Source organism: Vibrio sp. Scap24, assembly GCF_013394185.1.
Classification (GTDB): domain Bacteria; phylum Pseudomonadota; class Gammaproteobacteria; order Enterobacterales; family Vibrionaceae; genus Vibrio; species Vibrio pomeroyi.
Genome location: NZ_CP041333.1, coordinates 94,959 through 119,263 on the forward strand (window position 1 = coordinate 94,959; position 24,305 = coordinate 119,263).

Here is a 24,305-nt window from a genome sequence, read left to right on the forward strand (position 1 = left end):
GCGTCATGAAAGCTTCCAATCGCCGATTCCACATAAAGTCTTCAATCGCTACTTTGCTTGCCTTGTCTTGTGTGAGCAACACGATTCAAGCGGACGATCTGAGCTTGGCGTGGGACTGGCAACTGAGTGCAGAAGCCGTTGAATCGAGAGAGTCGCCATTCAGCCCCTTAGCGTCTGATAATCGTCAGTCTTTAAATGGCTTGCTGGATCTAGAGGTTGGATATAACAATTGGCTTGGTCTGTTTGCAGTGAAAGCCAACGACATTTTGAGCAATAACCCTCAAGGGCAAGAGGCGAGCTTTGAATCCGAATTCATCGTGCGCGAGTTGTTTTGGCAAGGTGGTGTTGAACTGTCTAATTCTATAATCGGTGACCACTACCTCGATGTCACGCTCGGCAAGGTTCGCCTAGATTGGGGCGTGGGATATGGCTATCGCCCTTTAGACATCATCAAACCTTATCGCCAAAATCCTGTGGGTATTGTGGCAGAAGAGGGCGCGGGTGTGGCCTCGGCGTCACTGTTCGATATGACGGGCGAGTGGACACTGCTTTACAGCGATTCATCATGGACTTCCCAAGACGTGAATGAGTTCGAAAAGCAGAATCAACAACAAGGTTTTGGCTTACGTCGTTACAACTTAGTGGGCGACCACGAATATCAATGGGTCGCCTATTACGACGATGTACGCCACGGCTTGCTTGGAGCGAGTTTGGTGTCGGTATTAAACCTCGCTTGGGAGTTTCATGGTTCGATGGTTTATCAGAGACAAAGCCTTAGCTACAGCCAGCCTGATTCAATGCTTAAACCTGTTTATTTAGAAGAACAGGGCGAGGCCTATCAAGCGTTAGCCGGATTAACATGGGCAAATGACACTGGCCACAATGTGGTATTGGAATACTGGTTTGATAGCCGCGCTTGGAGTAATTCTGAGTGGCAAAGTGCGATAGAAAGTGCAGAGTCTTTGTCGGTTAATCCGATGACAGCTTTGTTGGCCGGCTCTTATGCGCAAGGCTATCAGCACGCTAATTTGGTTCAACACAACATCATGTTTCACTGGTCTTTGGATTCGACACATGGCTGGCTTGAAGATATCACGCCAACATTTGATGTGATGTTGTCTCCACAAGACGGTGGTTTTATTGCTACTCAGTGGCTCAATTATCAGGCGTTAGATAATGGCGACTCATCGTTGGAATTGGAACTTGCTGCACGCTTTCTAGGCGGTAAAAGTGATTCTGCTTACGCCAACTTACCCGATAGTCATATGATTCTTATAAATATCAAAGGACGATTTTAATGAACACTTCTTCAAACAGTCGGTTGTCATGGATTAAAAGCTTCGCGTTCACCACGTTATTTTGTGTTCTTATTGCGATTACAACCCATACGATTTGGGGCGGCGGATTAACGGTTAATCTAGCCATCAGTTTTGGCTTTGGTTATAGCGCTGTGGGTTCCTCTTTCATCTTGGTGAAGTTGTTTAAGAGAACATCCAGAAGGCTTGAAGTTGCCATCTCAATGGTGGTCGCGATGACCTTTGGTACCCTGAATGCGCACTATTGGTTAAACGGGTATTTCGGATCCAATATCTCTGATCTTAAATCTGTGGTGCTGTTGGGCGTTATCTTTTGCTCGGTTTGCTATTACTACTTCTACTCAAGAGAGAAGCAGCTGCGTGCCGACAATGAATTAGAAGTGGCCAAGCGCCGTCAGGCCGATCAAGAGAAGGTGGTGGTGCTGAGTCAACTTAAGCAGTTGCAAAGCCAAATCGAACCGCACTTCCTATTTAATACACTGGCGACCATTAATGTGTTGATTGAGAGCGACAGTGCGAAAGCCAAGCTGATGCTCGAAAAGCTGACTGATTTGCTGCGTGTGACTCTGAAGAACAGCCGTACTGAGCAATCGACCATCGCACAAGAGGTCGACTTGTTGGATGCTTATCTTAACATTCAAAAGATACGCTTAGATGAGCGCTTGGCGTTCTCGATTGAGACGCACGACATCAGCGATCAGCAAATGATTCCACCATTTTTGGTTCAACCTTTGGTTGAGAATGCGCTCACACACGGTATTGAGCCCAAAGCGGCGGGTGGCCAAGTGAATATCCGCATTACCCAACAAGCCGAGCAGTTGAAGATTGAAGTGGCTGATAATGGCGCAGGGCTGAAAACGCCCTCGGTGAATACTGGCCATGGTGTTGGGTTAAGCAATATTCGTCAGCGAATCGAAACCCTTTACGGTGATAAAGCAAGCCTCACGATCACCGAGCAAGCTTCGGGTGGCGTGGTATCAACTATCTTATTACCGAACATCAGGGAAACTAGCTCCGAGAACGCAGAGCAGATGCTCTAGGCACTGCTACGAAATAAGTACGGTTACGAAAACAGACGATTTACAGTGTGAATTTAAAGGAATAATAATGAATAACCCAGCATCAAAGCCAAGTGTCACGGCGATTATCGCAGACGATGAAGCACTGTTAAGGCACCATCTCGACAAGAGTCTGGCTGAGGTTTGGCCTGAGCTAGAGATCGTCGCTAAGGCACAAAACGGGCTAGAGGCGATGCAGGGTATTCAGCAACTTGAGCCTGATGTGGCCTTTCTTGATATTCGAATGCCAGAGCTCGATGGTATCTCGTTGGCGAAAAAACTGAACAAGTTAGCTTCGCCGCCATTGGTGGTTTTCATTACCGCTTATGACGAATACGCGGTCAAAGCCTTTGAGTACAATGCGATTGATTACCTGCTAAAACCAATCAATGAAGATCGTTTACTGGCCACATGTCAGAAGGTTCAAGCACGCTTGTCGAGCAATCAAACGCAATCATCTAGCATGCCGGAACAGCCCGATATCACGGCATTAATGAGTCAGCTTCAACAGTTATCACAATCGACTTCCCAGCAAACGCAGCCTCCTTATCTATCCCAGAAAAAGTATCTAACGTGGCTCAAGGCCAGTATCGGGGAAGACATCCACCTGATTGCCGTCGATGATGTGGCGTATTTCAAAGCCGAAGACAAGTACGTGTCTATATTTAAGAAGGGTCAAGAGGGTGCATTAGAGGAGTTTATTCTTCGCGTGTCGTTAAAAGAGTTGATTGCTCAGCTTAACCCTGATGAGTTTTGGCAGATCCACCGTTCAGTAGTGGTGAAAGTTTCCGCCATTGATAAGGTTAAGAAAGGCCTTTCTGGTCAGATGTCGGCGTATGTGTCAGGCGAGAAACTACCGATCAGCCGCGCCTCGCAAGCCCTGTTTAAAGGTATGTAGAAAACGAACAAAAGGCGATACATATAGGCTTTATAATTAATTCATGTAATTTATAAATCAAACATTTTCATACTTATATCGAGTGACTCTAAAATTTTAGTCGTTTGATTTAATGGCGAATTATTACACTTTGGCGATCGGATATATTGGAGCAAAGCCCTTCAAAGAGATCGTTATGAAAGCATACTATTTAGTCGTCGTATTGAGCTCCACATTGCTAGGTTGCAGTTCTACTCCTCAGCAACAAACGTTATTGAAATCCGACCCGTATTGGGTCACCGGTGAATTAGATAACGGCTTAACCTACCACGTTTACCCTGACCGAGAACAACCAGTATCGGTACGCTTACTTGTGCATGCTGGCTCTTTCCAAGAGAGCGAACAACAAAAAGGTTATGCCCATTTTGTCGAGCATATGGCGTTTAATGGCAGCAAAAACTTTTCAGGGAATGATGTAGTAGAGTTGTTTGAGCAATCTGGTGCTAGCTTTGGCGCCGACTTAAATGCTTATACCTCCTATCAAGAAACCCTCTATAAGCTAGATCTACCCGACAACAAGAATCTAGATAAAGCGTTGGCTTGGTTTAGAGATATTGGCGATGGTTTACTGTTGTCCGGAGATGAGATCGAAAAAGAGAAAGGTGTGATATTAGGGGAATTTCGACACACACGCGTTGAAGATAAACCGCTCTCATTTAAGTTCTACGATCATATGATTGAAGGCACGAATTACCAAACCAACGATCCCATTGGCAATAAAGAATCCGTTTCTAATGCGAATGTTCAAGAATTAAAAAACTATTATCAAACCTGGTATCAACCTCAGTTAACCGAGGTGATTGTCTCTGGTGATATCACTCTGGCAGAAGTGATCCCTTTGATTGAAAAAACCTTCTCTGATTGGCAAAGAGGCACAACACCGGTTCCCGTGAAGAACACATCAGCGGATTACAATACTCAAGATTTTGTGGCGTATGGATCTGGGGTTGAGCCACCGAGCATCGGGATAGTGATTGATCGTGGGCAAAGAGTGACACGCAGCCATGAGCAACAACATCAGCTTTGGCTAGATGATATTGCTCAGCAACTTATCCAACAAAGGTTGAATTCAGATTTTGTTGACGCTGCGTTGCCATTGCAATGGGTTGCTTCGACTCCCTATTTCTTAGAGTACCAAAGGTATTCTATTACTACGGTTGGCTTTCCTGTCGATAGTCGAGAGCAAAGTCAGCAGCAGTTTATTTCTACTCTCGCCTCATTGCGTGATCATGGTGTGAGCGAATATGAGTTTACGAGTGTGATACAGCAATACCAAGCGAACCTTGATGACATTAAGTCTAACTGGGAGAGAATGAACGCAGTGGCTCATGCTGACGGTAAGTCGACAGCACTGGTGATTAACCAGACGGTTCAATCACAGCTTGATTATAAGTCGAGTTTGAAAGAGTTTCTTGCGAGTACTGATCTGGAAGCCGTAAATGATAATTTAGATGATTTACTTTCTAGCCCTTATATTTTGGGATTAGGTTTATCGTCTAAAGAAGACTTGCAGGCAATGAATAACGAGCTAAAAGATGTCAGAAAAGCCTATAAAAAGACAGGTAACAGACCATTACTCGTTACTGCAAGCTCCGCGTTTAGTGTGCCTGCGTCTCAAGGCGAAATTGTAAAACAAGTTCAGGTGAGTGACGATCCTAATTTGAAGCAGTGGACATTAAGCAACGGCATTGAAGTTTTGTATCTCCGTAACTCTGAGGCTGGTAATAGTGTTGGGGTTTACTATGCCAGTGAGGGCGGAAAAGCGGCGCTGGATCCTTCGCTGTTTCCTGCAGTAGAGATTGCGCTGCCAGCTTCGGTTCGTAGTGGTGTTGGTAAATTTAGTGGTTCGGAGTTAACTGCTCACTTGAGACGCGAAGACATTGAAATCTATCCCTTCATCAACTTTACTCATCATGGCTTAGAAATAAGTGCCAAGAAAAAGACGCTTGCAGAAGGTTTAGCTGCGCTGCACACCATTGTTACTGAACCTAAAATAGACAGTGATCAGCTTGAGGCTGTGAAATCTGAATTTGCTCAAGATCGTACAGCATATTTAGAAACTCCAGTTGGCCAGTTTATTCAGATGGTTAATCGCAATAGCTATCAAACACGCAGCCGTCACATGATGCTTGAAAGTGAAGATATTAAGGCTGTCACGTCGCAAGATATATTAGATGTGCATCATCAACTCTTCCAAAAGTTAAGAGACAACACATTGGTTATTGTTGCTGATATTAACCCGGCTGAAATTAAGCCTCTTGTGCGTCAATACGTTGCTTCATTGCCATTAGAGGCCGCTGTGTCTCCTGATTATCAGGTGGCTTATAGTCCTGATTCGAAAGAACGAATGGATATATCCGTCAATAATGAAGACAGCAGTCAGTATTTATTGCGTGTGATTTCTCAGCAAGCTCGGGATCAAACCGCAAAAGATGTGTTTATGGACGATATGCTTCAGCGCGTGTTGTCGAGCCGTTTAACGGCTTATGTTCGTGAAGAGTTAGGTTTGGATTATGCGCCTTATGTGTATTCGGTTGCACAAGACAGTGAGCCGAGTTATGACTGGTTAATCGGCTCTTTAACGGCTCCAGAAAACTCAGATAAAATTGAACAGGCGATTGATAAGGTCATTGCTGAAGCGGCAAAAGGGATTTCTGAAGATGAGACTCGAACGGCCGCTAAGCAGCTTGTAGCTGACCTTACTCCACTTAAATATAAGCCCACTGAACAAGCTTGGTTTATCTCTCGTTATTTGATTCATGACTATGGTTTTGAGGCGTTGTTCGACCTGCAGGGGACGGTAGACTCAATTTCTAGTCAAGACATGACAGAGTATGCGAAAGAAATTTTTGGTGATAACAGCTATCAGTTGAAGAATCTGTTAAGCCCACAAGGTTAGGTCTAGTTTAGGTGAGTGGTTTTTCTTGAAAGCCACTTCTACTCTTTATATATGGATTCACTTCCAAGCCAAATGTTCAAGCATTTGGCTTTTTTATTGCGCTGAATCTTGATGAGGTTTGGCAGAACCACTTATTAGCCGCGCCTCGCAAGCGTTGTTTAAGGGTATATAGAGTCTCACTTAAGGTATGCAGCAAGCGGGTTTAAATGTAGCTCATAAGCTTTTATTAAAGTGCTACTTCAAGTGAATACAGGCGATCTTACATATCGAACGGTGATTTATAAAATGAAGATCGAGATCACAAAGATATTCATCGGGTTAAATATTAAATAATAATCGTTAGCTCAATCTGTATATTGTCGATGAATGACATTAAGAGGTTGTTATGAAAACATATTATTTAGCGACGGCACTATGCCTAACTTTGGTTGGCTGTAGCTCAACATCAAAAACTACCGAAAACTTAATCCAACCGGATCCAGCGTGGAAGTCAGGTCAACTGGAAAACGGTCTTACCTATCATGTTTATCCTGATCACGAAGAGTCTGTTTCTGTACGTTTGGTCGTGCACGCGGGTTCGATTCAAGAGACTTCTCAACAGGAAGGTTATGCTCACTTTGTCGAGCACATGGCATTCAATGGCAGTAAAAACTTCTCTCAAAACGATGTAATTCGTCTGTTTGAAGATGCCGGTTCTAGCTTTGGTGCGGATATTAACGCCTACACCTCTTATGAAGAGACGGTATACCAGCTAGATCTGCCCGATAACATCGAGTTGCAGTCTGCCTTGACGTGGATGCGTGATGTGGGTGATGGCCTAGACATCGCAAGCTCAGAAGTTGAAAAAGAGAAAGGCGTGATTCTGGGTGAGTTCCGCATGGCCCGTCTTGATGACAAGTCATTCGGAGAGGTCTTTTATGACCACTTGATTGAAGGTGGTCCGTATGAATATCAAGATGCACTGGGCTCGAAAACGTCGGTTGTAGAGGCAACGCCGCAAGGCTTAGCTGACTTCTATCAAACTTGGTATCAACCTCAAATCGCCGAGTTAGTGATTTCAGGTGATGTAGACATCAAAACCTTGATTCCATTGATTGAAGAGAAGTTTTCAAGCTGGGAGCGTGGCGACACCCCGAGACCAGAAAAGCAGAAAATGACCTCGTTCAACGAAGGTGATTATGTTGAATACGCAGGAAGAGAAGCGCCGAGCATCACTCTGACGTTCAACCGCGGTTTAGATAGAGTTGAAACTCATGCTCAACAGCATCAACGTTGGTTAGATGAAACCGCGCAACAAATCATTCAACAGCGACTCGAAGCGGTATTCAATGATGCAGCGCTGCCGACGCAATGGGTAGCGTCCGATAACTATCGAATGGGTTCTCTGAATTATTCTTCAATCAGTGTTGGCTTCCCAGCAGGTGGTCGCGAGGTTATCCAACAAGAGATGCTCTCTACATTGGCATCACTGCGTGACTTTGGCGTGTCGAACACGGATATCGTTGGCGAGCAGCACTACTACCAAGACTTGCTGGATAATATCGAGCACAAGTGGGACAAAATGGACAGCGTTGATCACGCGAACTACAAAGCCAGTGCGCTTGTGACTGATCGAATCGTCCAATCTCAGAAAGACTATCAAGCCAGTTTAGAAACTTTCATTGCGAATCTAAACCTTGAGGCGATTAACGACAACATCAAAGACCTGCTTTCTGATGATTACTTCCTTGTTATCGGCTTGGACGATTCTGAAGATAGAGCGGCGATCATCGACTCGCTAGATGGTTTAAAAGCGACTTACAGCGAAACGGGAATACAGCCACTCGCGATTGCGACAGCGAATGCCTTTGCTGTACCAAGTTCGCAGGGCGAGGTTGTGCTTGCGGAACAAATGTCCGTCGACCCATACATCCAAAAGTGGACGTTAAGCAATGGTATCGACATGTGGTACCTGCGTGATTATGTGGCAGGTGATGATGTTGGTGTGATGTACATGAGTCTCGGCGGAAAAGCCGCTTTGGATTCAAACTTATACCCAGCGGTTGAGGTTGCGTTACCTACTTTCGCTCGAAGCGGTGTCGGTGAATTTACGGGCTCTGAGCTTTTAGCGTACTTGGATCGTGAAAATATTCGCGCCGATTCCTTCATTGGCAATACTCGTCATGGTATTGAATTTAATATTACTAAAGACGGCCTTGAAGACACGTTTGCTGCGCTTTATACCTTCATCATGGCTCCTAAAATTAACCCTGAGCAATTAGACGCGGTGAAGCAAGAGTTTGCACAGGGGCAAGAATCTTTCTTAGACAGTCCTGTTGGTCAGTTTGAACGAGCAATCAACCAGAACATCTATGGTCAGGACAGTGGTCACCTGTTTGTTGATAAAGAGCGTGTTGAAGCGGTTTCTGTGGAAGACATCGCTAATCTTCATCAGCAGTTGTTTGGTCAAATGAGACATAACCAATTGGTGGTCGTGGGTGACATCGACCCTAGTGTGTTGAAGCCTTTAGTTCAGAAATATCTAGCTTCGATTCCATTGGAACAAGCGGCTGTGCCGGACTTTAAGGTGGCTTACAAGCAGCCATCAGAATCACGCATTGATCTCGCCATCAACAATGTGAACAGCGCAGAGTACGTCTTACGAGTCATCTCAGAGCCAGCAACCGAAGCCGGTCAAGGAGCAACGGCAAAAGATATCTTCACGGAAAGCTTGCTAGAACGCCTGTTGGCGACTCGTTTAGATACTTATATTCGTGAAGAGTTGAGCTTGGATTACTCGCCTTATACATATTCAGCGTCTGCAGACGGCGAGCTGAGTCATGAGTGGGTCATCGGTGCGATGATAGCGCCTGAAAACGTAGATGAAGTGGAAGTGGCGATCGATAAGGTGGTTGCAGACCTTCTACAAGGTGTCTCTGAGGAAGAAATGCGAGCGGTTGTGAAACAGTTTGAAGCTGACTTTACGCCTCTTGAGATGAGCTCTATTGACCAAGCGTGGTACGTGTCTCGTTATCTACTTTATGGTTACGACATCGAAGCTTTGTCTCAAGTTGAGCGTGTTGCTAGGTCGATCAGCGCGGAAGAGATGAATGCGCTAGTGCAACGCATCTTTGGTGGCAATAGCCGTAAAGTTAAGAACGTCATGCGACCTAAACTTTAACTAATACAATTGCTTAATGTATGCATTGTTTAAAGCCAAGCCTTGTTGCTTGGCTTTTTCTTTTCTTTAGAACGATGATGCTTAATCGGTTGCATCGTATCATTTTCTAAAAAAATGTTTTAAATCAAGACAGCGTTTCATTTGTATTGTAGATTGACGATCTACGAGAATGTTGTTTGGATATTAGATTGCTTAAACTGGGTACCCGATTAGTCTTAATGTTGTTTTTACTGAGCTTTGGCTTAGTGAATTCTAACGGCTATTCGTTTCCTTCTAAGCCGTTTCAAATCGAGACTGCTCAACAGCAATCTTTAGCTAATAAACAGTCTTCTGCGGAAAAGCAATCTTCTTCGGAAAAACAATGTAAGCAAGCCGCGGTTGATGATCCATCAGCCTATTTAGAGTGCGATAAAGTTCAGTTGGGTGCCGCGTCTGTCGGTGACAGTTCCAACTACCACGATACTGAATCGAGCCTTCAAGCGACCACTTACCGACGTATATTAACCAATGAGCAAGAAAGTGGGGCCGATCTAGAGCCTTCTTATCATCTGCTTATCGACTTTTCTCCTCCTTCTTTACTGGCCTCTCTGTTGGTCAACACACCTCTGTTGGATCAAAAACAGCACTGGACCAGTATTGTGAGTTCTCCGTCTTCCCGGCTTTCTGGGTGGAAAGAGGGCAACATACAATATTCCCACTTTCGAGATCTTCTTAGCTAATCGTTTGACCCCAAATTGGTCGTATCGATGGTCACTTGTGCCCGTTGAACTCACCAGTTAATCAAATATAGCGACACATAATTTTAGCCTCACTATCGTTCAATCAGCTTGTTCTGGTTGTCGCTAGTCGTCGCTCGTGTTCGCAAAACATTAGTTATACCAATCGTAGTAAATAACTGGTCACCCTAGCTGGTTAAAATGCTCGAACATTTACTGTGATTGGTAAAAAGAAGAGATCTTGACTGTGAAAAAGCGCATTCCAAGAAAACAAATCAACCACTACGCAAAGTGGAAATACGTGGTGCTTATCGCCACCATCATCATCATGGTTCTGAGTGCTCTACCTTCTTGGTATGGCGAGAATGCTTCGGTCCAAATCAGCAATCGTTCTGAGCAAACTATCGATGCTACTCAGGTAACTCAATACCTTGCGAGTGAAGGCATCCAAGCCAAATCAGCCTTTCAAAAAGACAAACGTTTAGTAGTTATCCTAGAAGATGCCGAGCAACAAGCGAAAGCTAAAGAAGTGCTTAATGAGCGCCTATTGGACAACGCAACCGTTGCTCTCGCGATGGAGCCAGCAGCACCAAAATGGTTGACTGATATGGGCTTCGCACCGATTCAGCTAGGCCTTGATTTACGTGGCGGTGTGCAGTTCTTATTAGAAGTGGATATGGAGCCGGTTTACCACGCACAAGCGCAAGCTATGGTCGATGAGATCACTAGCCAAGTACGTTATGCCCGCGGCAAAGTGGTGAACAACCAAGTGGAATTCAATTTCCGCACTGACGCGGATTTCGAAAAAGCACAAAAGCTGATCCGTGAAGAGTTCCCGCAATGGCTACGTGATAGCTCAGACAAAAAGCTGACTCTGACGCAATCTGAAGATGAACAAAGAACGCTACGTAACCTAACGGTTCAACAAAACCTGCAAATCATGCGCAGCCGTATCGAAGAACTTGGCATCACAGAGGCTTCAATTCAACGCCAAGGTGAAAGCCGTATTCGTATCGAACTTCCGGGTGTACAAGACCCAGCAGCCGCGAAAGACGTGATTGGTGCAACGGCATCATTGGCGTTCTACTCTGTTTACGACAACGCAACGCGCAACACTCAAACGCTAAAAGATACAGATGGCAATCGTGTTGTTGTCGCTCGCAAAGCCGTTCTGAGCGGTGAACACATTATCGATGCTCGTAGCGGCATCGGTGAGATGGGCAGCGCAGAAGTAAACATCACGCTAGATTCAGCGGGTGGTAAGAAAATGTCTGAGTTCTCTCGTCATAACATCGGCAAGCCAATGGCAACCGTGTACAGCGAGTACAGCCGTGACAGAGCCGGTAACAGCGAGAAAACCAGTGAAGTGATCAGTGTGGCGAACATCCAATCTCAATTGGGTAGCCGCTTTAGAATCACGGGTGCAGGTAGCATGGCTGAAGCACAAGAGCTGGCTCTATTGCTTCGTGCGGGTTCATTGACTGCGCCAGTGACCATCATTGAAGAGCGCACCATTGGCCCATCTCTGGGTGCTGAAAACGTCACGAACGGCTTTGCTGCTTTGGCTCTTGGCCTTGGTCTAACTCTCACGTTTATGGCGCTATGGTATCGCCGCCTTGGTTGGGTCGCGAACGCTGCATTGGTCGTCAACATGACCACTCTATTTGGTTTGATAGCGATGCTTCCGGGTGCGGTATTAACCCTGCCTGGTATTGCAGGCTTGGTATTAACGGTCGGTATGGCGGTCGATACCAACGTACTTATCTTCGAACGTATTCGAGACAAAATGAAAGAAGGGCGCAGCTTTGCGAGTGCGATCGACCGTGGCTTTGATAGCGCGTTCTCTTCAATTTTCGATGCCAACGTCACTACCATGATTGTTGCCGTGGCTCTGTACACCATTGGTAATGGACCGATTCAAGGGTTCGCATTAACCCTAGGTTTGGGCCTTCTAACCAGTATGTTTACAGGTATTTTTGCGTCACGCGCGATCATCAATTTGGCTTGGGGGCGTGACCAGCGCCACGATGTAAGGATTTAAGCATGAGAACTTCAACAAAAGTGACTAATTCAGACCGCTATATTTCAGATAACAATATGACTCGCCTTCGTAAGGTGATGTCTGTGATCTCTATTGTGCTGTTCATGAGCTCTGTGATGCTGGTGGCAGTAAAAGGCTTTAACTGGGGCTTGGACTTTACTGGCGGTGTGGTTGCCGAAGTTCAGCTTTCTGACCAAGTAACCAAAGACGATTTAAAAACAAAACTGGATGCGGCTTTCCAACAAGACGTACAAGTTGTTGGCATGGCAGAACAAGACCGCTGGACACTGCGTTACAGCCAATTGACGGATGTACCACAGCCTAACCTAGTGGATGTTTTGTCATCGGTCAGCGACCAAGTGCAAGTGCTTAACAGCAGCGTGGTTGGCCCTCAAGTCGGTCAAGACATGGTTGACCAAGGCGGCTTGGCGGTATTGGTGTGTTTCCTAATGATCATGCTGTACCTGAGTGTACGATTTGAATGGCGTTTAGCATTGGGTGCACTTGCCGCGATCATCTATGACGTGACGCTTATCTTGGGCTTATTCGCCTTTACTCAGTTCGAGTTCAACCTAACGGTACTGGCGGCGGTGTTAGCGATTTTGGGTTACTCACTCAATGACTCAATCATCATCGCCGACCGTGTGCGTGAGATGCTGCGTGGCAACCCTAACGGTGATACTGATAACTTGCTTAACGAATCAGTGAAAGCGACTTTCTCGCGCACTATGGTGACGTCAGGCACTACGCTAATCACTGTATCAGCGCTATGGTTGCTTGGTGGCGCGGCACTGCAAGGATTCGCAATTGCTTTGGTTGTCGGCATTGTCAGCGGTACGTGGTCTTCAGTTTCAGTAGGTATTACTCTGCCTAAATTGCTTGGCTTACAGCCTTGTCACTACCAAGTAAAAGCACCTGTAGAAGTTGAGGGTGAGTACCCTTAGGTTGTCTATTCGCTAGCAGCACAAGTTAGCAAGTAACGTCACTAAAGCCCTTCGTTTGTAATAAGACGAAGGGCTTTATTTTTTATAAGAGTCAATCAGTTAGTCAAAAGAGAGGCTATTTCAAAAAACGATAGATTGAGCAGGAAAGCCCTCAGGATATGAAGTATGTTTATATGACGTCAGTAGAAATGAGGCAAGGGAATGGAATATCGACATCAATGTCATGTAGGCGACCACGGTGATGCACTGAAGCACCCCGTGTTGAGTGCTCTGGTTCAGTCATTAATGCAGCAGCATTCACGCCTCAATGTTATCGACACACACTCAGGGACTGGGTGTTATGACCTAACAACAGCGCCAAGTAATCATGCAGGCGAGTTTGCCGAAGGGGTGGGGTACTTATGGCGAAACAAGGCTTATCTTCCAGAATCATTCGCGTCTTTTATGTCGGTGCTGGAATACTACAATCCTAATCAGCTTATCACGCTTTATCCCGGCTCTGCGGCCATTACCTATCAACAAGGTCGAAGCCAAGACAGCTTCTATTTTTCCGATATTCAGCAAGATGAAGCCGACTTACTTCAAACCAATATTGAGAAGCTACAACGTGATCTGGATGTCTCAAGTAAGCTCACCATTACCGCCGGCGACGGGCTTAAAGCGCTACCTGATGATGTAGCTAAGCATGATAGCCATCATCTGATCGTTATCGACCCACCCTATGAAACCGATGCTGAATATCTCGCAGTGATTGATGCCTTGGTGAAGGCTTATCAGCAATCTGAGAAAGTCTCTGCGCTGATTTGGTATCCGCTGTACACCGATGACAAAAGCTCACTGATTTTGAACCACTGCGTGACAGCAGTGAAAGATGGTTTGCTACCAAGCCCGATTAAATCGGAATTACGACTGCGCGATCCTAAGGGCGATGACCGACTCATCGGCAGTGGTTTGTTGCTGTTTAATCCGCCTCAAGGCATTGCCGGAAAAGTGGCTGACACGCTCGATTACTTACATAGTCAGCTCGCAACCAATGGTGAGGGTTATTGGCAAATGAGAAGTCTATAAATCTGATTTATATGGGATTTATGATGAATTTCTAGACGCTGTTCACTAAATCACTGTTATTTATGTGGTTTAAATTGACCAAACGCTAACTTTTATCGATTGATTAATTGCAGTGAATCATTTAAAAATAGAATATCAATGCGCACAAGTGCATAATGGCTCATAAGTTAAATAATTAGTCCCAGATTAATATCAGATTGTGGTTTACCCCCTAAACTGCATTAGGCTCGCACTAGTCATGCGAGCCTTTCTTTTGCCTGAAGGAAATGTTTACAACAGTTGTTCTTCAATCTTTAGTGCTTTCTCGATGAGTTTCGCATTGAAATCTGCAGCTTCCACTGAGTAGTGCGCTTTACGATGGCAAGTCGGGCAGAGTGCAATCACGTTTTCAGGACAATCTGCACCACCATCCGCTAACCGTGTCAGGTGATGTACTTCTAGGTAAGGGCCTGTCTTAGTCTCAAAAGGCGAAGGCACTTCACAACCTTCACAGATACCATCTGCTCTCTTTTTCGCGTAAAGCTTAATGGCTTCACTACGATATTTTACATGTGTGAGTTGTTCTTTGGTGTCAGTTTTAAGTGGCGTCGAAGCTAAAGCGATGTCTCGTAATTGCTTTAATGATTTACTTTTAGTTGGCTTAGTAAGGTATGACATTTTGGGAGATTGAACTGAATCCCCAATACTTTGCGGTACGATATCTAAATGGAAAACTATCGCATCACGAAGTTGGTCGTTCTTGTCGGGGCGTTGCTCAATGTGATGACAGATGTAATTACAAACACCGACGAATCTAACAAAACCAGTTGAGACAGATTCAAATAAGAGAATCTCTTTGAGGTTGTTTTGGTGTTCAAAGATGGCCAAGTTTCCTTTAACCATTTTCATATCACCTTCTTGCCCTTCTCCTGTATATCGGAAAGTGCCGTCTGCACTAAAACCATCAGAGTAGCCAAACTCTTCGCCCGCATCGCTAGTGAAGATAAATACATACGGGTGAGCAGCCGGTGTAGCGATACCACCGTATTGTTGACCTTTGTAATGACCGTGTATCTCTGCACGTCGATTGTAAACCTGTCCTACATTGAACAATGGAGAGTCCTCATTTATCCGTTTGAATCGGAATTATTATTGATATTTTTGTAGTTTATGTTTTATTTAAAGTTTAAATATAACAGTGGTTTAAGTGAAAATATGCAAGTGGATTCTTGGGTGTGAAAAGGTATCGGCTCAGTCACGTTTCTAGAGAGGCAAGCCTGCTGGACTCATGCAGGCTTGGTGTTTGTTTAATGCTTTGTCATTACAAAGCTGGATAATCGATGTAGCCTTTTTCGTTGCCGCCGAATAGGGTGGCGCCATCAAGTTCTGATAGTTCGCTGCCGTTTTGTAGGCGTGATACGAGGTCTGGATTTGCCACGAATGGGCGACCAAATGCGACGAGATCCGCGTAGCCTTTATTTAGCACTTCCTCGGCACGCTCTGGTGTGTAGCTGCCTGCGACGATGATGGTATTGGAAAACAACTCTCTCAGTTCGACTCGGAAGCTTTCAGGAATAACGGGTGCGTCATCCCAATCGGCTTCTGACAGGTGCAGATAAGCGATATTACGAGCTTGCAGTGCTTTTGACGCTTCTAGAATCGTTGGCACGATATCTGGGCAGTTCATGTCTTTGAAGGTGATGAATGGAGCCAAGCGCACGCCAACTTTGTCTGCGCCAATCTCATCAATGACGGCATCTACTACTTCAATCAAAAAGCGAAGTCGGTTCTCGCGGCTTCCACCGTAGTTGTCGGTTCGCTTATTCGAGTTCGTTCTTAAAAATTGATCGATAAGGTAGCCATTACCGCCGTGGATCTCGACACCATTAAAGCCTGCTTCAATGGCTTTCTTCGCTGAGTTCGCAAAATCTTGAACGACACGATCGATGTCTTCTTGGGTCATCTCCCTTGGTTGGATGCAATCGACCATGTTGCCGTTACCATTCTCGTCAGCAATCCACACCTGAGTTTCTATTGGAGCCAAAGCTGACGGTGCAATCGGCAATTCGCCCTTTTGAAAAGTAGGATGAGACACGCGACCGACATGCCATAACTGGCAGAATATTGCGGCACCTTGTTCTTTCGCGGCTGTGGTTACTGATTTCCAACCTTCAATTTGAGCGTCGGTATAAACGCCGGGAGTGAATGAGTAACCTTGAGAGTCATCAGAGATCTGCGTGGCTTCGGTGATGATTAAACCTGCACTGGCGCGTTGCTGGTAATAAGTTGCCATCATGTCGTTTGGTACATTGCCCGGTTGGCTAGTACGAGCGCGAGTCATGGGTGCCATAACGACGCGGTTTTGCAGTTCTAGGCCTTTGAGTTCTGATGTTTCAAATAATTTATTCATGGTATCTACCTTGTTTTAATTCAGTGTTCTTGAATTCAGTGCTTTTAGTTTTGTGTTCGGGCTATAAGCCGCGTTATTTGCTTTCTGCAGGGCTGAAAATAGAGTTGCTCTGTGGCTTTTCTGCTCGGTTGGCTTTGGCGATAAGTAGCAAGCCAATGACAGGGACAACAACGGCTGCGAACGGAATCATTCCTGCGCCTAGTTGGCTGTCGAGTACCATGCCGCCAAGGAATCCACCAAAGGCATTGGCCAAGTTAAACGCTGAGATATTCGCAGTTGCTGCTAACTCTTGGCCTTCACCACCGTGGTTCATTACTCGAAGTTGCATGGCAGGAACGTTCGCAAATGATGCAATACCAAAGACAAATGCAGCTGCAACGAATAGGATTTTGTTGTCTACCACTAGGCCCACCACAACCAGTGAAGCGATCATCGCGACAGCCCAAAACATGGAAGCTTTGCCTAAATCTTTATCGGAAGAGCGGCCGCCCAATGTGTTACCTATGATTAAGCCAACACCGACAATCACTAAGATCCAAGTGACCGATTCTTGGCCGTAACCCGTGATGTGCATGGCGATAGGTGCAAGGTATCCGTAAAGTGTCATGAAGCCAGACCAAGCAAAAGCGGTGATCGCCAAGCTGATAAGCAGCATTGGATTTTTGAACGCCATAAGCTGAGTTTTGATGTCTTTCGCTTCGCTGTGACCCGTTGATTTGATAGATGTCAGGATAGAAACCATCGCAACAGTGCCAAGTGCTGCCACGGTAAAGAAGGTGGTGTGCCAACCGAATTGCAAGCTCACCCAAGTACCCGCAGGCACCCCTAGAACGTTTGCGAGCGTTAAGCCTGCGAACATTTGACCAACGGCGCGACCTGCCATTTTTTCCGATACTAAGTTGGTAGCGACAACGGCACCGATGCCATAGAAAGGACCTTGCACTAAGCCTGCAATTACGCGGCTCGCGAGTAGCAATGGGTAGCTTGGTGCGAGTGCAGACAAGACATTGCCAATAATAAACAGCGCCATTAATCCAATCAAAACCATCTTCTTATTAAAGCGTGCAAGGTAGATAGTTAAGATCGGGCCGCCGATAACGATAGCTAACGCATAAGCACTGATTAGATAACCTGCTTGGCCTTCGGTGATCGAAAGGGATGTGGCAATTTGTGGAAGAATGCCTGCGATAACAAACTCAGCGGTGCCAATCGCAAATGCCGCGAGTGTTAGTATCCAAACTTGGAATGGAATCTTTTCTTTATGGATGGCTTCTTGTTTCATGATGAGTTACCTGTGTAAGTTCTTGTTTGTTAGGACATTTAGAACCACGTCCTAACGATTGTTCTTTGTGTCTTTGTGTCTTTGCTTCTTTACGGAGTGTTAGCCGAGCAGCGCACCGCCATCGATGTCGATGATTGAGCCAGTCACGTATGGATTATTAATCGCGAGCAGGTAACCCATCGCGATTTCTGAAGCTTCGCCAACCTTGCCTGCGGGTAAATTGTTTTTTGCGTTGTCGTACATGGCTGAGCGAGCTGTGTCGTCCATGTTTTTGTAGGCTGTCGTCATGGTTAAGCCTGGGCTTACGGCGTTCACTCGAATTGGTGCGAGTTCTTTCGCGAGCACCTTAGTTACGCATTCTAGTGCGGCGTTGATGGCTGTTTTTACGTAAGTGCCAGCGACAACCTTGCGTGACAACATACCTGTGGTGAGTGTGATAGATCCGTTGGGCTTCATGTAACGTGCCGCATGTTTAGCTACGTTTAGGCTGCCCCAAAATTTGGTATCAAATGCCGTTTTCGCATCTTCAATCGCAACGTCTGTCACCTTTCCTGCCGGAGCGGATGAGCCCGCTGTCACGACTAAATGATCGAAGGGACCAATTGATTCGAAGTATTCGCAAATCGACTTTTCATTGCTGATGTCCACGCCTGTGTGGCGACTAGCAATGTGGACGATGTTGTTGTCGTTTCTCAATTGCATCGCTAGTGCTTTACCTATACCTGACGTGCCACCAATGATGACGAAAGTGCTCTTTTCTTGGTTCGCTAGTGTGTTGTTCATGATCTGAATTCCTGCGTGTTCTGCTGATGGTTGTCATTATATTTGTTCGACTAAATTTGATAATTGGCTAAAATATGAATTCATTATTCGGTTTAAATGAACAATAGGGCGAGAGCACGAATAGTATGGATAAGTTTTCAGACATGGCGATGTTCGTCAGTATTGTGAAGCATCAAGGGTTGGCTGCCGCTGGGCGTGAACTGGGTTTATCACCCGCGACCATGACAGCAAGGCTGCAGGCACTGGAAGAACGATATGGCGTGAAGTTGCTGAATCGAAGCACGCGACATGTGTCTTTGACGGACTCAGGCGAGCTGTATCACAAGGCATGTCTGGAGATATTGGATAATGTCAGTGAGGCTGAAAACCTGATTCAAAATGGCGTCAAAGAGGTTAAAGGCCCATTAAAGATCGCGGCACCGAAAGACATCGGCAAGCAGTACATCCTGCCAATCTTGTCGGAGTTTTGTCAGCAGTACCCAGATGTGATTCCTTATCTGTATTTGAACGACAACCTGTCGAACATTGCCGAGTCGGGGATGGATATCGTGATCCGCTATGGTGAGTTGGTCGACAGCAGTTTAATCTCTCGACGTTTATCTCCGAGCCGACGTGTACTGTGTGCCTCGCCTGAATATCTTGCCAAGCATGGGACGCCGTTGACGCCACAAGATTTGGTTGAGCACGACTGCTTGGCGATGCTGCGCAGCAATGAGGAACTCAAGACTTGGCACTTCCAAGATCACGACATGAAGAAGTCGATTACCGTTGTACCAAAGCGATTCTCAGACGATGGTGAAGTGATTCGCTACTGGGCATTAAAAGGTGAGGGTATCGCGCTTAAATCAGTGTTGGATGTGCAAGATGACATCAATAACCAACGCCTTGTGACTCTGCTTAATGGCTATATGAAGAACTTCAATACCTCGACTTCCGTATCAAGCGCCGACTTGAATGTGGTGTACATCAGCAAGAAGTACCAGCCGAAGCGTATTCGACTCTTCTTAGATTACCTTCTTGAGAACTTCAATGGTTTGGTCTAAAGGTCAGGCAAAGAGTAGACGCTTATCTACGCATGACGGATCTCTCGAACTCAGCGTCAGCTTACGGACAGAGATCATTGAACTGGTTATGATACCTGCAACATAAGGACGTGATTGGAGAGAGAAATGAAAGTCGTCGGTAACACGGTTATCCAACCTTTTCACAAAGCCACCTGCCACTGCGGTGCAGTCGAATTAGAACTCAGCTTGCCTAATGGAATAGAGAAGCCTCGTCGATGTGATTGTTCTATCTGTCGTCGTAGAGGCGCGATCGTGGGTTCTGTCGCGCTGGATGGCATCAAGATCCTTAAAGGTGCAGAACATCTCAAGCTTTATCAATTCAACACCAATACCGCGAAGCATTACTTCTGCTCAAACTGCGGTATTTATACCCATCATCAACGCCGTTCTAGCCCGAATGAATATGGTTTTAATATCGGTTGTTTGGAAGGGGTGAACCCTTTTGATATTGGTGATGTGGTGACCAACGATGGTGTCAACCACCCAGCTGATCGTTAATTTATTGAGCACTAAAAAGGGAAGGGATTATGTCTGAATACGGAGCGATCATTCGCTGGCAAAAAGCGCAAGATGAAGCCTTTAGCGACAACCAATACAGCCGCGGCCACACATGGGAGTTCGATGGTGGTGTCACTGTACCTGCTTCGTCTTCTCCACATGTTGTGCCACTACCGTTGTCGGTTGAGGAGAATGTCGACCCAGAAGAAGCCTTTATCGCGGCACTTTCTAGCTGTCATATGCTGACTTTTTTGGGCATCGCGGCTAAGCAAAAGTACGTCATTGAGTCTTACGTTGATGATGCGATTGGTGTGCTTGAGGAAGATGAGTCAGGCCGTTCGTCCGTTACTACAGTGACCCTGCGACCTAAGATTGTGTTTATTGGTAGCAAGGTTCCAACCCGTGCTCAACTCGACAAGCTGCATCACTTAGCACACAAGAATTGCTTTATCGCGAATTCGGTTAAGACTGAGATAAAGGTCGAGATGCGAGATTAGTTTTTATTTTTAGATTATTTTCTAAAAGCGTCGTCTTTTTGATTTCTCCATCGTCTTAAGGGCATTCATGCAATCCCAATGATTGTAAAAAAGACTGAAAGAATTATTTGAGGACACCTCCATGACAGTGTTTAAGAGTACATCGAGCTACGGTGAAAATGCGTTTATCAAAAGCAAACCGCAGATGCTACAGAACATTTATAACACCACGGATGTATTCCCATATTGGGTTGCCGATATGGATTTTCAGGTAGCGGAACCGATCACTCAAGAGCTGAATCGTTTGGTTGAGCGCGGTGTGTACTCTTATGAATTTCATGAACAAGGGGTGTTTGAAGCGCTGTCGCAATGGTATTCAAAGCGTCATGGTTTAAACCTTTCTGCGGACAAGTTTGTGCAAGTGCCGGGTGTGCTTTCTGGTATCGCCTTGTTATTGCGCCAGTTCACCAATGAAGGTGATGGAGTGCTTATCCATACGCCAGCGTATCACCAGTTTTCTAACTTGGTGAACAAGGCTAATCGTCAGGTCGTGAATAGCCCACTCATCAATGATGAGCAAGGTTACCGCATTGACTTCGATGGTATGGAACAGCAGATCATCGAACACAAAGTAAAAACGATGATTTTCTGTAATCCACATAATCCAACTGGTCGTGTGTGGACGCAGCAGGAAGTAACACAGGTTATCGAGATTGCTAAGCGTCATGATGTGTTGATCATCAGTGATGAAATCCACTCAGACATTATCTTTGAAGGTCACGCTTTCACGAGCTTGACCAGCTTTGATTACGACAAGGTCATCACCTTGATTGGCTCTCCGGCGAAAACCTTCGGCATGCACAGCATCTCCAACGGCTATGTGTACACGAACAATGATGAACTATTTGAAGCGTTCAAAACCAACGTAGCGGCGATGTATCTTGATCATGGCAATGCCTTGACCACGTTTGCGACGATTGCCGCCTTTGAAAAAGGTGAAGAGTGGCTAGATGGCATGTTGGTGTATCTGCAAGACACGGTTAAATGGATCACTGAGTTTGTTGAGCTGCGTATTCCTCAATTGAAAGTGTTCCAACCACAAGGTACTTACCAGGTATGGTTTGATTTTTCTGAGTTAGGTTTCTCGGAAGAAGAGCTAAAGAGCGTGGTGTTTGAGCAAGCTAAAATGGGGTTAACGCCGGGCGGCTGGTTTGGCGCTGAGAGTTATCATTTTATGCGAATGAACATCGCTACTTCACGTGACAATATTGAGCAATCATTTACTGCGTTGGCTGATGCGATTGATGGCTTTGAGCAAGGTTCTGTAGTGAACTCAAATTGCTGCGATAAAGGCAATTCTAAAAGTTGCTGTTAAGTTCAATCTTAAACGGCAAGCGTTGAAATTAGAGCGCATAACGGCACAGCTTTAAATCTGATTAGAATAAAATAACCGCGAGTCTTCATAGCGCATGACTGGCGGTTTTTTTGTGTCTGTGTAATCCTACTCATGGTTTTATTGAGTTGTGATTGAAGTGCTGAGTTGCGAGTCCTAGCGCTTCAATGATTGATAGAGATTGGTTGGCAGAGAGTTATGTTTAGCGTCCCACTGAATAGTTTTGTACATCGTGTGAGTGATAAAAGCCAAGTGATGGCGAATGCGACTGAGTGTGGATGTCAGTTGAAGCGAGTTCGTCGTTCACGCAATTGGTTATTGGTCGCTCAAGAGCAACAACTCATTGAATTTAAAACCCTGCTCACTCATGAAAAAGACGATTGGATCGCCATTGCGATAGACAAAGTACTGCCTAAACCTGTGGTGTGTCTGGCTTCTCTGCTAGCGGCAACACCCTCGATGACGGTCGCTCAGTTAGTGATGGAGTCAGGATGTTCAATGGCAGAGGCAAGGCGTGCGATTGATGAACATGAAGGGTTATAAACACGAGCCTTAAGTAAGCCGACCATGTTGTGAAAAGGAATCGCGAGCAGCAAAAAGCCCGTAACGATATTGCGTTTTTCAGCGGAATATCGTTACGGGCTTTATCATCGGTGCTGCATTAAGCTAAGCCATGTGGCTTATGAAGCGTGGCTCGATTAAGAGTTCGCTACTTTTACACGAATCGTGTTTTTGCCAAGCTTAGTCATGTTCAGCTTGTTTAGTGCTGCTTTCGCTTCTTCGTGCTCTGGCATTTCAACAAAAGCAAAGCCTTTTGAGTCGCCAGTTTCTTGGTCTAAAACTAGGCTGCACTCTTTTACTGAGCCAAACTCAGAAAATAGCACACGGATGTCTTGCTCAGAAGTCGAGCGCGATAGGTTACGAACTAGAAGTTTCATAATAAACCTTGAATATGAATTTACGCCGAGCATTGTCGCACACTTTCATGCTCACCCTCACAAATAATTGTCTCGCGACTCTATTTCCTTGTCGCTCTGTCTAAGCACTAGCCGCGGTTTATCGTGATGTCTGATACAAAGCCATGCTCAGTGCTGGTTAACGCCTGTTGCAGCATGTGAGCGGCTTCTTGAGCGGTCATAAAGCTAGAGGTATCCATTGCTTTGCCACTCGTTCCCCAAAACTCGGTCGCCATTCCGCCGGGATAGACCGCAACGATTTTCATCGGGTGACCTTTCAGCTCCAATCTTACTGATTCGATAAAGCCTTTCACGGCCCACTTAGCAGCACAATAGGTGGACTCTTCCGCTTTAGCGCCTTGAGCTGCTGTCGACATAACCACAGCAATCGTCACGGGCTGATCTTTGTAACGCTGAACCAGTTCACGAACCAAAAAAATCGACGATTCGATGTTGTTTTTCAACATGTCGCTGATGGCCGAAGGATCCTGTTGTTCTATCTTACCGAAGTAGCCACTGCCAGCACTGTGAATCACGAGCTTAGGCATTTCTGGCAACGCATCAAGCATCTCGCTCACGGAGTGTGGGTCACAGAGGTCACACGCGTGGCTAATGGTATTCGCTGGTAGGCTTTTCGCTACCTCAGCTAAACGTTGTGCATTGCGACCCGTAATGGCGATGCGCTGAGTGCCTGTTGCAGTGTTAGCGTATTGTGTCGCGAGCGCTGCGCCTAAACCGCTGCTTGATCCGGTAATTAAAATCATACTGTCTTAGATTTGTAGAATTGAACCGAGATAGTAAGGGGCTGAGACGAGTTTTTCTGAGAACTAGGGCCAAAGTTGGCGGATGGCTTGATTGATGGGCTGCTCGGTAAGCTGAGATTAGAGACGAGTGAGGTGAAAGGGAAAATTAATGCATCTCGAGAGTGAAGTGCCTCAGAAAGTAAAAGCGCCAGCATAGAGCCAGCGCTTTTGAGCAATCAGAAGTGATTATTCGTCGTCGAACTGTTTAACAGTGAACGCGTCTTCGATTCGGTTAAGCTCTTCTTGTTCTTTAACTCGCTTCTCTTCTTGGAGAGTCGCTTTCATCTCGTTAAGGCGCTTTTTCTCTGACTTCGTTAGGAACTTCACTGCTTTTTTGTTGGTCAGTGCGTAAGCAACTACGTCTTCACCTTTTTCTCTGCGGTCGTTTACGCGTTGTGAGAAACGTTCATTGTCGCGAGCTTTACGCTCCGCTGAGGTCAACTTGCTCATGCTTTAAAGCCTTTTCAATTAATCATGGTAGGGAATCTACGCTAAGCGAAACAAACAGGAACCACTGAGTAT

General features: G+C 45.7%; 21 protein-coding genes. 14 read left to right on the forward strand and 7 right to left on the reverse strand.

The annotated features are described in order from the left end of the window. The first annotated feature begins 5 nt into the window (after positions 1 to 5). The 9 genes from FLM53_RS16040 (at position 6) to rlmJ (ending at position 14,139) form a co-directional block, all read left to right on the forward strand. Positions 6 to 1,298 (forward strand): hypothetical protein, encoded by a 1,293-nt coding sequence (locus FLM53_RS16040; protein WP_176679041.1) that lies wholly within the window; start codon positions 6 to 8, stop codon positions 1,296 to 1,298. Then, entirely contained in the window at positions 1,298 to 2,356 is a 1,059-nt protein-coding gene (locus tag FLM53_RS16045; protein WP_176679040.1) for a sensor histidine kinase, read from the forward strand. Before FLM53_RS16040 ends, FLM53_RS16045 begins: the two co-directional genes overlap by 1 nt. A 67-nt stretch (positions 2,357 to 2,423) precedes the next feature. Continuing rightward, positions 2,424 to 3,272, forward strand: coding sequence for a LytTR family DNA-binding domain-containing protein (locus FLM53_RS16050; RefSeq protein ID WP_176679039.1), 849 nt, complete (start codon positions 2,424 to 2,426; stop codon positions 3,270 to 3,272). 175 nt (positions 3,273 to 3,447) lie between these two features. Further along, positions 3,448 to 6,210, forward strand: coding sequence for a pitrilysin family protein (locus tag FLM53_RS16055; protein ID WP_176679038.1), 2,763 nt, complete (start codon positions 3,448 to 3,450; stop codon positions 6,208 to 6,210). Between the two features lie 385 nt (positions 6,211 to 6,595). Continuing rightward, positions 6,596 to 9,370: a pitrilysin family protein gene (locus FLM53_RS16060; RefSeq protein WP_176679037.1), complete on the forward strand. Its 2,775-nt coding sequence runs from the start codon at positions 6,596 to 6,598 to the stop codon at positions 9,368 to 9,370. Between the two features lie 218 nt (positions 9,371 to 9,588). Beyond that, positions 9,589 to 10,089, forward strand: a complete 501-nt coding sequence (locus FLM53_RS16065; RefSeq protein WP_176680050.1) for a hypothetical protein — start codon at positions 9,589 to 9,591, stop codon at positions 10,087 to 10,089. Positions 10,090 to 10,327: 238 nt separating this feature from the next. Next, positions 10,328 to 12,127 (forward strand): protein translocase subunit SecD, encoded by a 1,800-nt coding sequence (gene secD / locus FLM53_RS16070; protein ID WP_176679036.1) that lies wholly within the window; start codon positions 10,328 to 10,330, stop codon positions 12,125 to 12,127. Between the two features lie 2 nt (positions 12,128 to 12,129). Beyond that, positions 12,130 to 13,071, forward strand: a complete 942-nt coding sequence (gene secF / locus FLM53_RS16075; protein ID WP_176679035.1) for a protein translocase subunit SecF — start codon at positions 12,130 to 12,132, stop codon at positions 13,069 to 13,071. Between the two features lie 201 nt (positions 13,072 to 13,272). Beyond that, positions 13,273 to 14,139 (forward strand): 23S rRNA (adenine(2030)-N(6))-methyltransferase RlmJ, encoded by an 867-nt coding sequence (gene rlmJ / locus FLM53_RS16080; RefSeq protein WP_176679034.1) that lies wholly within the window; start codon positions 13,273 to 13,275, stop codon positions 14,137 to 14,139. Positions 14,140 to 14,409: 270 nt separating this feature from the next. On the opposite strand, the gene FLM53_RS16085 is transcribed toward rlmJ, so the two are convergent. The 4 genes from FLM53_RS16085 to FLM53_RS16100 all read right to left on the reverse strand — a co-directional run bounded on the left by FLM53_RS16085 (position 14,410) and on the right by FLM53_RS16100 (position 18,593). Further along, on the reverse strand, positions 14,410 to 15,231 hold the full coding sequence (locus tag FLM53_RS16085; protein ID WP_176679033.1) for an HNH endonuclease signature motif containing protein: 822 nt from the start codon (positions 15,229 to 15,231) through the stop codon (positions 14,410 to 14,412). A gap of 208 nt (positions 15,232 to 15,439) precedes the next feature. Next, positions 15,440 to 16,528, reverse strand: coding sequence for an alkene reductase (locus tag FLM53_RS16090; protein ID WP_176679032.1), 1,089 nt, complete (start codon positions 16,526 to 16,528; stop codon positions 15,440 to 15,442). A gap of 73 nt (positions 16,529 to 16,601) precedes the next feature. Further along, positions 16,602 to 17,810, reverse strand: coding sequence for an MFS transporter (locus FLM53_RS16095; RefSeq protein ID WP_176679031.1), 1,209 nt, complete (start codon positions 17,808 to 17,810; stop codon positions 16,602 to 16,604). 99 nt (positions 17,811 to 17,909) lie between these two features. Then, positions 17,910 to 18,593, reverse strand: coding sequence for an SDR family oxidoreductase (locus FLM53_RS16100; RefSeq protein ID WP_176679030.1), 684 nt, complete (start codon positions 18,591 to 18,593; stop codon positions 17,910 to 17,912). A gap of 125 nt (positions 18,594 to 18,718) precedes the next feature. Between FLM53_RS16100 and FLM53_RS16105 the strand changes: the two genes are divergently transcribed. The 5 genes from FLM53_RS16105 to FLM53_RS16125 all read left to right on the forward strand — a co-directional run bounded on the left by FLM53_RS16105 (position 18,719) and on the right by FLM53_RS16125 (position 22,567). After that, positions 18,719 to 19,636, forward strand: a complete 918-nt coding sequence (locus FLM53_RS16105; RefSeq protein WP_176679029.1) for a LysR family transcriptional regulator — start codon at positions 18,719 to 18,721, stop codon at positions 19,634 to 19,636. 126 nt (positions 19,637 to 19,762) lie between these two features. Next, positions 19,763 to 20,155, forward strand: a complete 393-nt coding sequence (locus FLM53_RS16110) for a GFA family protein (protein WP_017070209.1) — start codon at positions 19,763 to 19,765, stop codon at positions 20,153 to 20,155. Positions 20,156 to 20,184: 29 nt separating this feature from the next. Further along, positions 20,185 to 20,652, forward strand: a complete 468-nt coding sequence (locus tag FLM53_RS16115) for an OsmC family protein (RefSeq protein WP_176679028.1) — start codon at positions 20,185 to 20,187, stop codon at positions 20,650 to 20,652. A 121-nt stretch (positions 20,653 to 20,773) separates the two neighbouring features. Next, entirely contained in the window at positions 20,774 to 22,006 is a 1,233-nt protein-coding gene (locus FLM53_RS16120; protein ID WP_176679027.1) for a MalY/PatB family protein, read from the forward strand. 216 nt (positions 22,007 to 22,222) lie between these two features. After that, positions 22,223 to 22,567 (forward strand): ribosome recycling factor family protein, encoded by a 345-nt coding sequence (locus FLM53_RS16125; protein ID WP_176679026.1) that lies wholly within the window; start codon positions 22,223 to 22,225, stop codon positions 22,565 to 22,567. A 155-nt stretch (positions 22,568 to 22,722) separates the two neighbouring features. Here FLM53_RS16125 and FLM53_RS16130 read toward each other — a convergent pair whose 3' ends face one another. The 3 genes from FLM53_RS16130 to FLM53_RS16140 form a co-directional block, all read right to left on the reverse strand. Beyond that, positions 22,723 to 22,962 (reverse strand): RNA-binding protein, encoded by a 240-nt coding sequence (locus FLM53_RS16130; protein ID WP_017057644.1) that lies wholly within the window; start codon positions 22,960 to 22,962, stop codon positions 22,723 to 22,725. Between the two features lie 107 nt (positions 22,963 to 23,069). Next, the gene (locus FLM53_RS16135; RefSeq protein ID WP_176679025.1) at positions 23,070 to 23,744 is read right to left on the reverse strand and encodes an SDR family NAD(P)-dependent oxidoreductase; all 675 of its coding nucleotides are present in this window, start codon (positions 23,742 to 23,744) and stop codon (positions 23,070 to 23,072) included. Positions 23,745 to 23,969: 225 nt separating this feature from the next. Continuing rightward, entirely contained in the window at positions 23,970 to 24,233 is a 264-nt protein-coding gene (locus FLM53_RS16140) for a hypothetical protein (protein ID WP_048660586.1), read from the reverse strand. Positions 24,234 to 24,305 lie beyond the last annotated feature (72 nt).

Coding starts and splice junctions, on each gene's coding strand:
- rlmJ (WP_176679034.1), top strand. CDS start 13,273: ATGGAATATCGACATCAATGTCATGTAGGCGACCACGGTGATGCACTG.
- FLM53_RS16105 (WP_176679029.1), top strand. CDS start 18,719: ATGGATAAGTTTTCAGACATGGCGATGTTCGTCAGTATTGTGAAGCAT.
- FLM53_RS16100 (WP_176679030.1), bottom strand. CDS start 18,593: ATGAACAACACACTAGCGAACCAAGAAAAGAGCACTTTCGTCATCATT.
- FLM53_RS16130 (WP_017057644.1), bottom strand. CDS start 22,962: ATGAAACTTCTAGTTCGTAACCTATCGCGCTCGACTTCTGAGCAAGAC.
- FLM53_RS16065 (WP_176680050.1), top strand. CDS start 9,589: ATGTTGTTTTTACTGAGCTTTGGCTTAGTGAATTCTAACGGCTATTCG.
- FLM53_RS16060 (WP_176679037.1), top strand. CDS start 6,596: ATGAAAACATATTATTTAGCGACGGCACTATGCCTAACTTTGGTTGGC.
- FLM53_RS16090 (WP_176679032.1), bottom strand. CDS start 16,528: ATGAATAAATTATTTGAAACATCAGAACTCAAAGGCCTAGAACTGCAA.
- FLM53_RS16045 (WP_176679040.1), top strand. CDS start 1,298: ATGAACACTTCTTCAAACAGTCGGTTGTCATGGATTAAAAGCTTCGCG.
- secF (WP_176679035.1), top strand. CDS start 12,130: ATGAGAACTTCAACAAAAGTGACTAATTCAGACCGCTATATTTCAGAT.
- FLM53_RS16115 (WP_176679028.1), top strand. CDS start 20,185: ATGTCTGAATACGGAGCGATCATTCGCTGGCAAAAAGCGCAAGATGAA.
- FLM53_RS16125 (WP_176679026.1), top strand. CDS start 22,223: ATGTTTAGCGTCCCACTGAATAGTTTTGTACATCGTGTGAGTGATAAA.
- FLM53_RS16095 (WP_176679031.1), bottom strand. CDS start 17,810: ATGAAACAAGAAGCCATCCATAAAGAAAAGATTCCATTCCAAGTTTGG.
- FLM53_RS16135 (WP_176679025.1), bottom strand. CDS start 23,744: ATGATTTTAATTACCGGATCAAGCAGCGGTTTAGGCGCAGCGCTCGCG.
- FLM53_RS16120 (WP_176679027.1), top strand. CDS start 20,774: ATGACAGTGTTTAAGAGTACATCGAGCTACGGTGAAAATGCGTTTATC.
- FLM53_RS16110 (WP_017070209.1), top strand. CDS start 19,763: ATGAAAGTCGTCGGTAACACGGTTATCCAACCTTTTCACAAAGCCACC.
- FLM53_RS16055 (WP_176679038.1), top strand. CDS start 3,448: ATGAAAGCATACTATTTAGTCGTCGTATTGAGCTCCACATTGCTAGGT.
- FLM53_RS16050 (WP_176679039.1), top strand. CDS start 2,424: ATGAATAACCCAGCATCAAAGCCAAGTGTCACGGCGATTATCGCAGAC.
- FLM53_RS16040 (WP_176679041.1), top strand. CDS start 6: ATGAAAGCTTCCAATCGCCGATTCCACATAAAGTCTTCAATCGCTACT.
- FLM53_RS16140 (WP_048660586.1), bottom strand. CDS start 24,233: ATGAGCAAGTTGACCTCAGCGGAGCGTAAAGCTCGCGACAATGAACGT.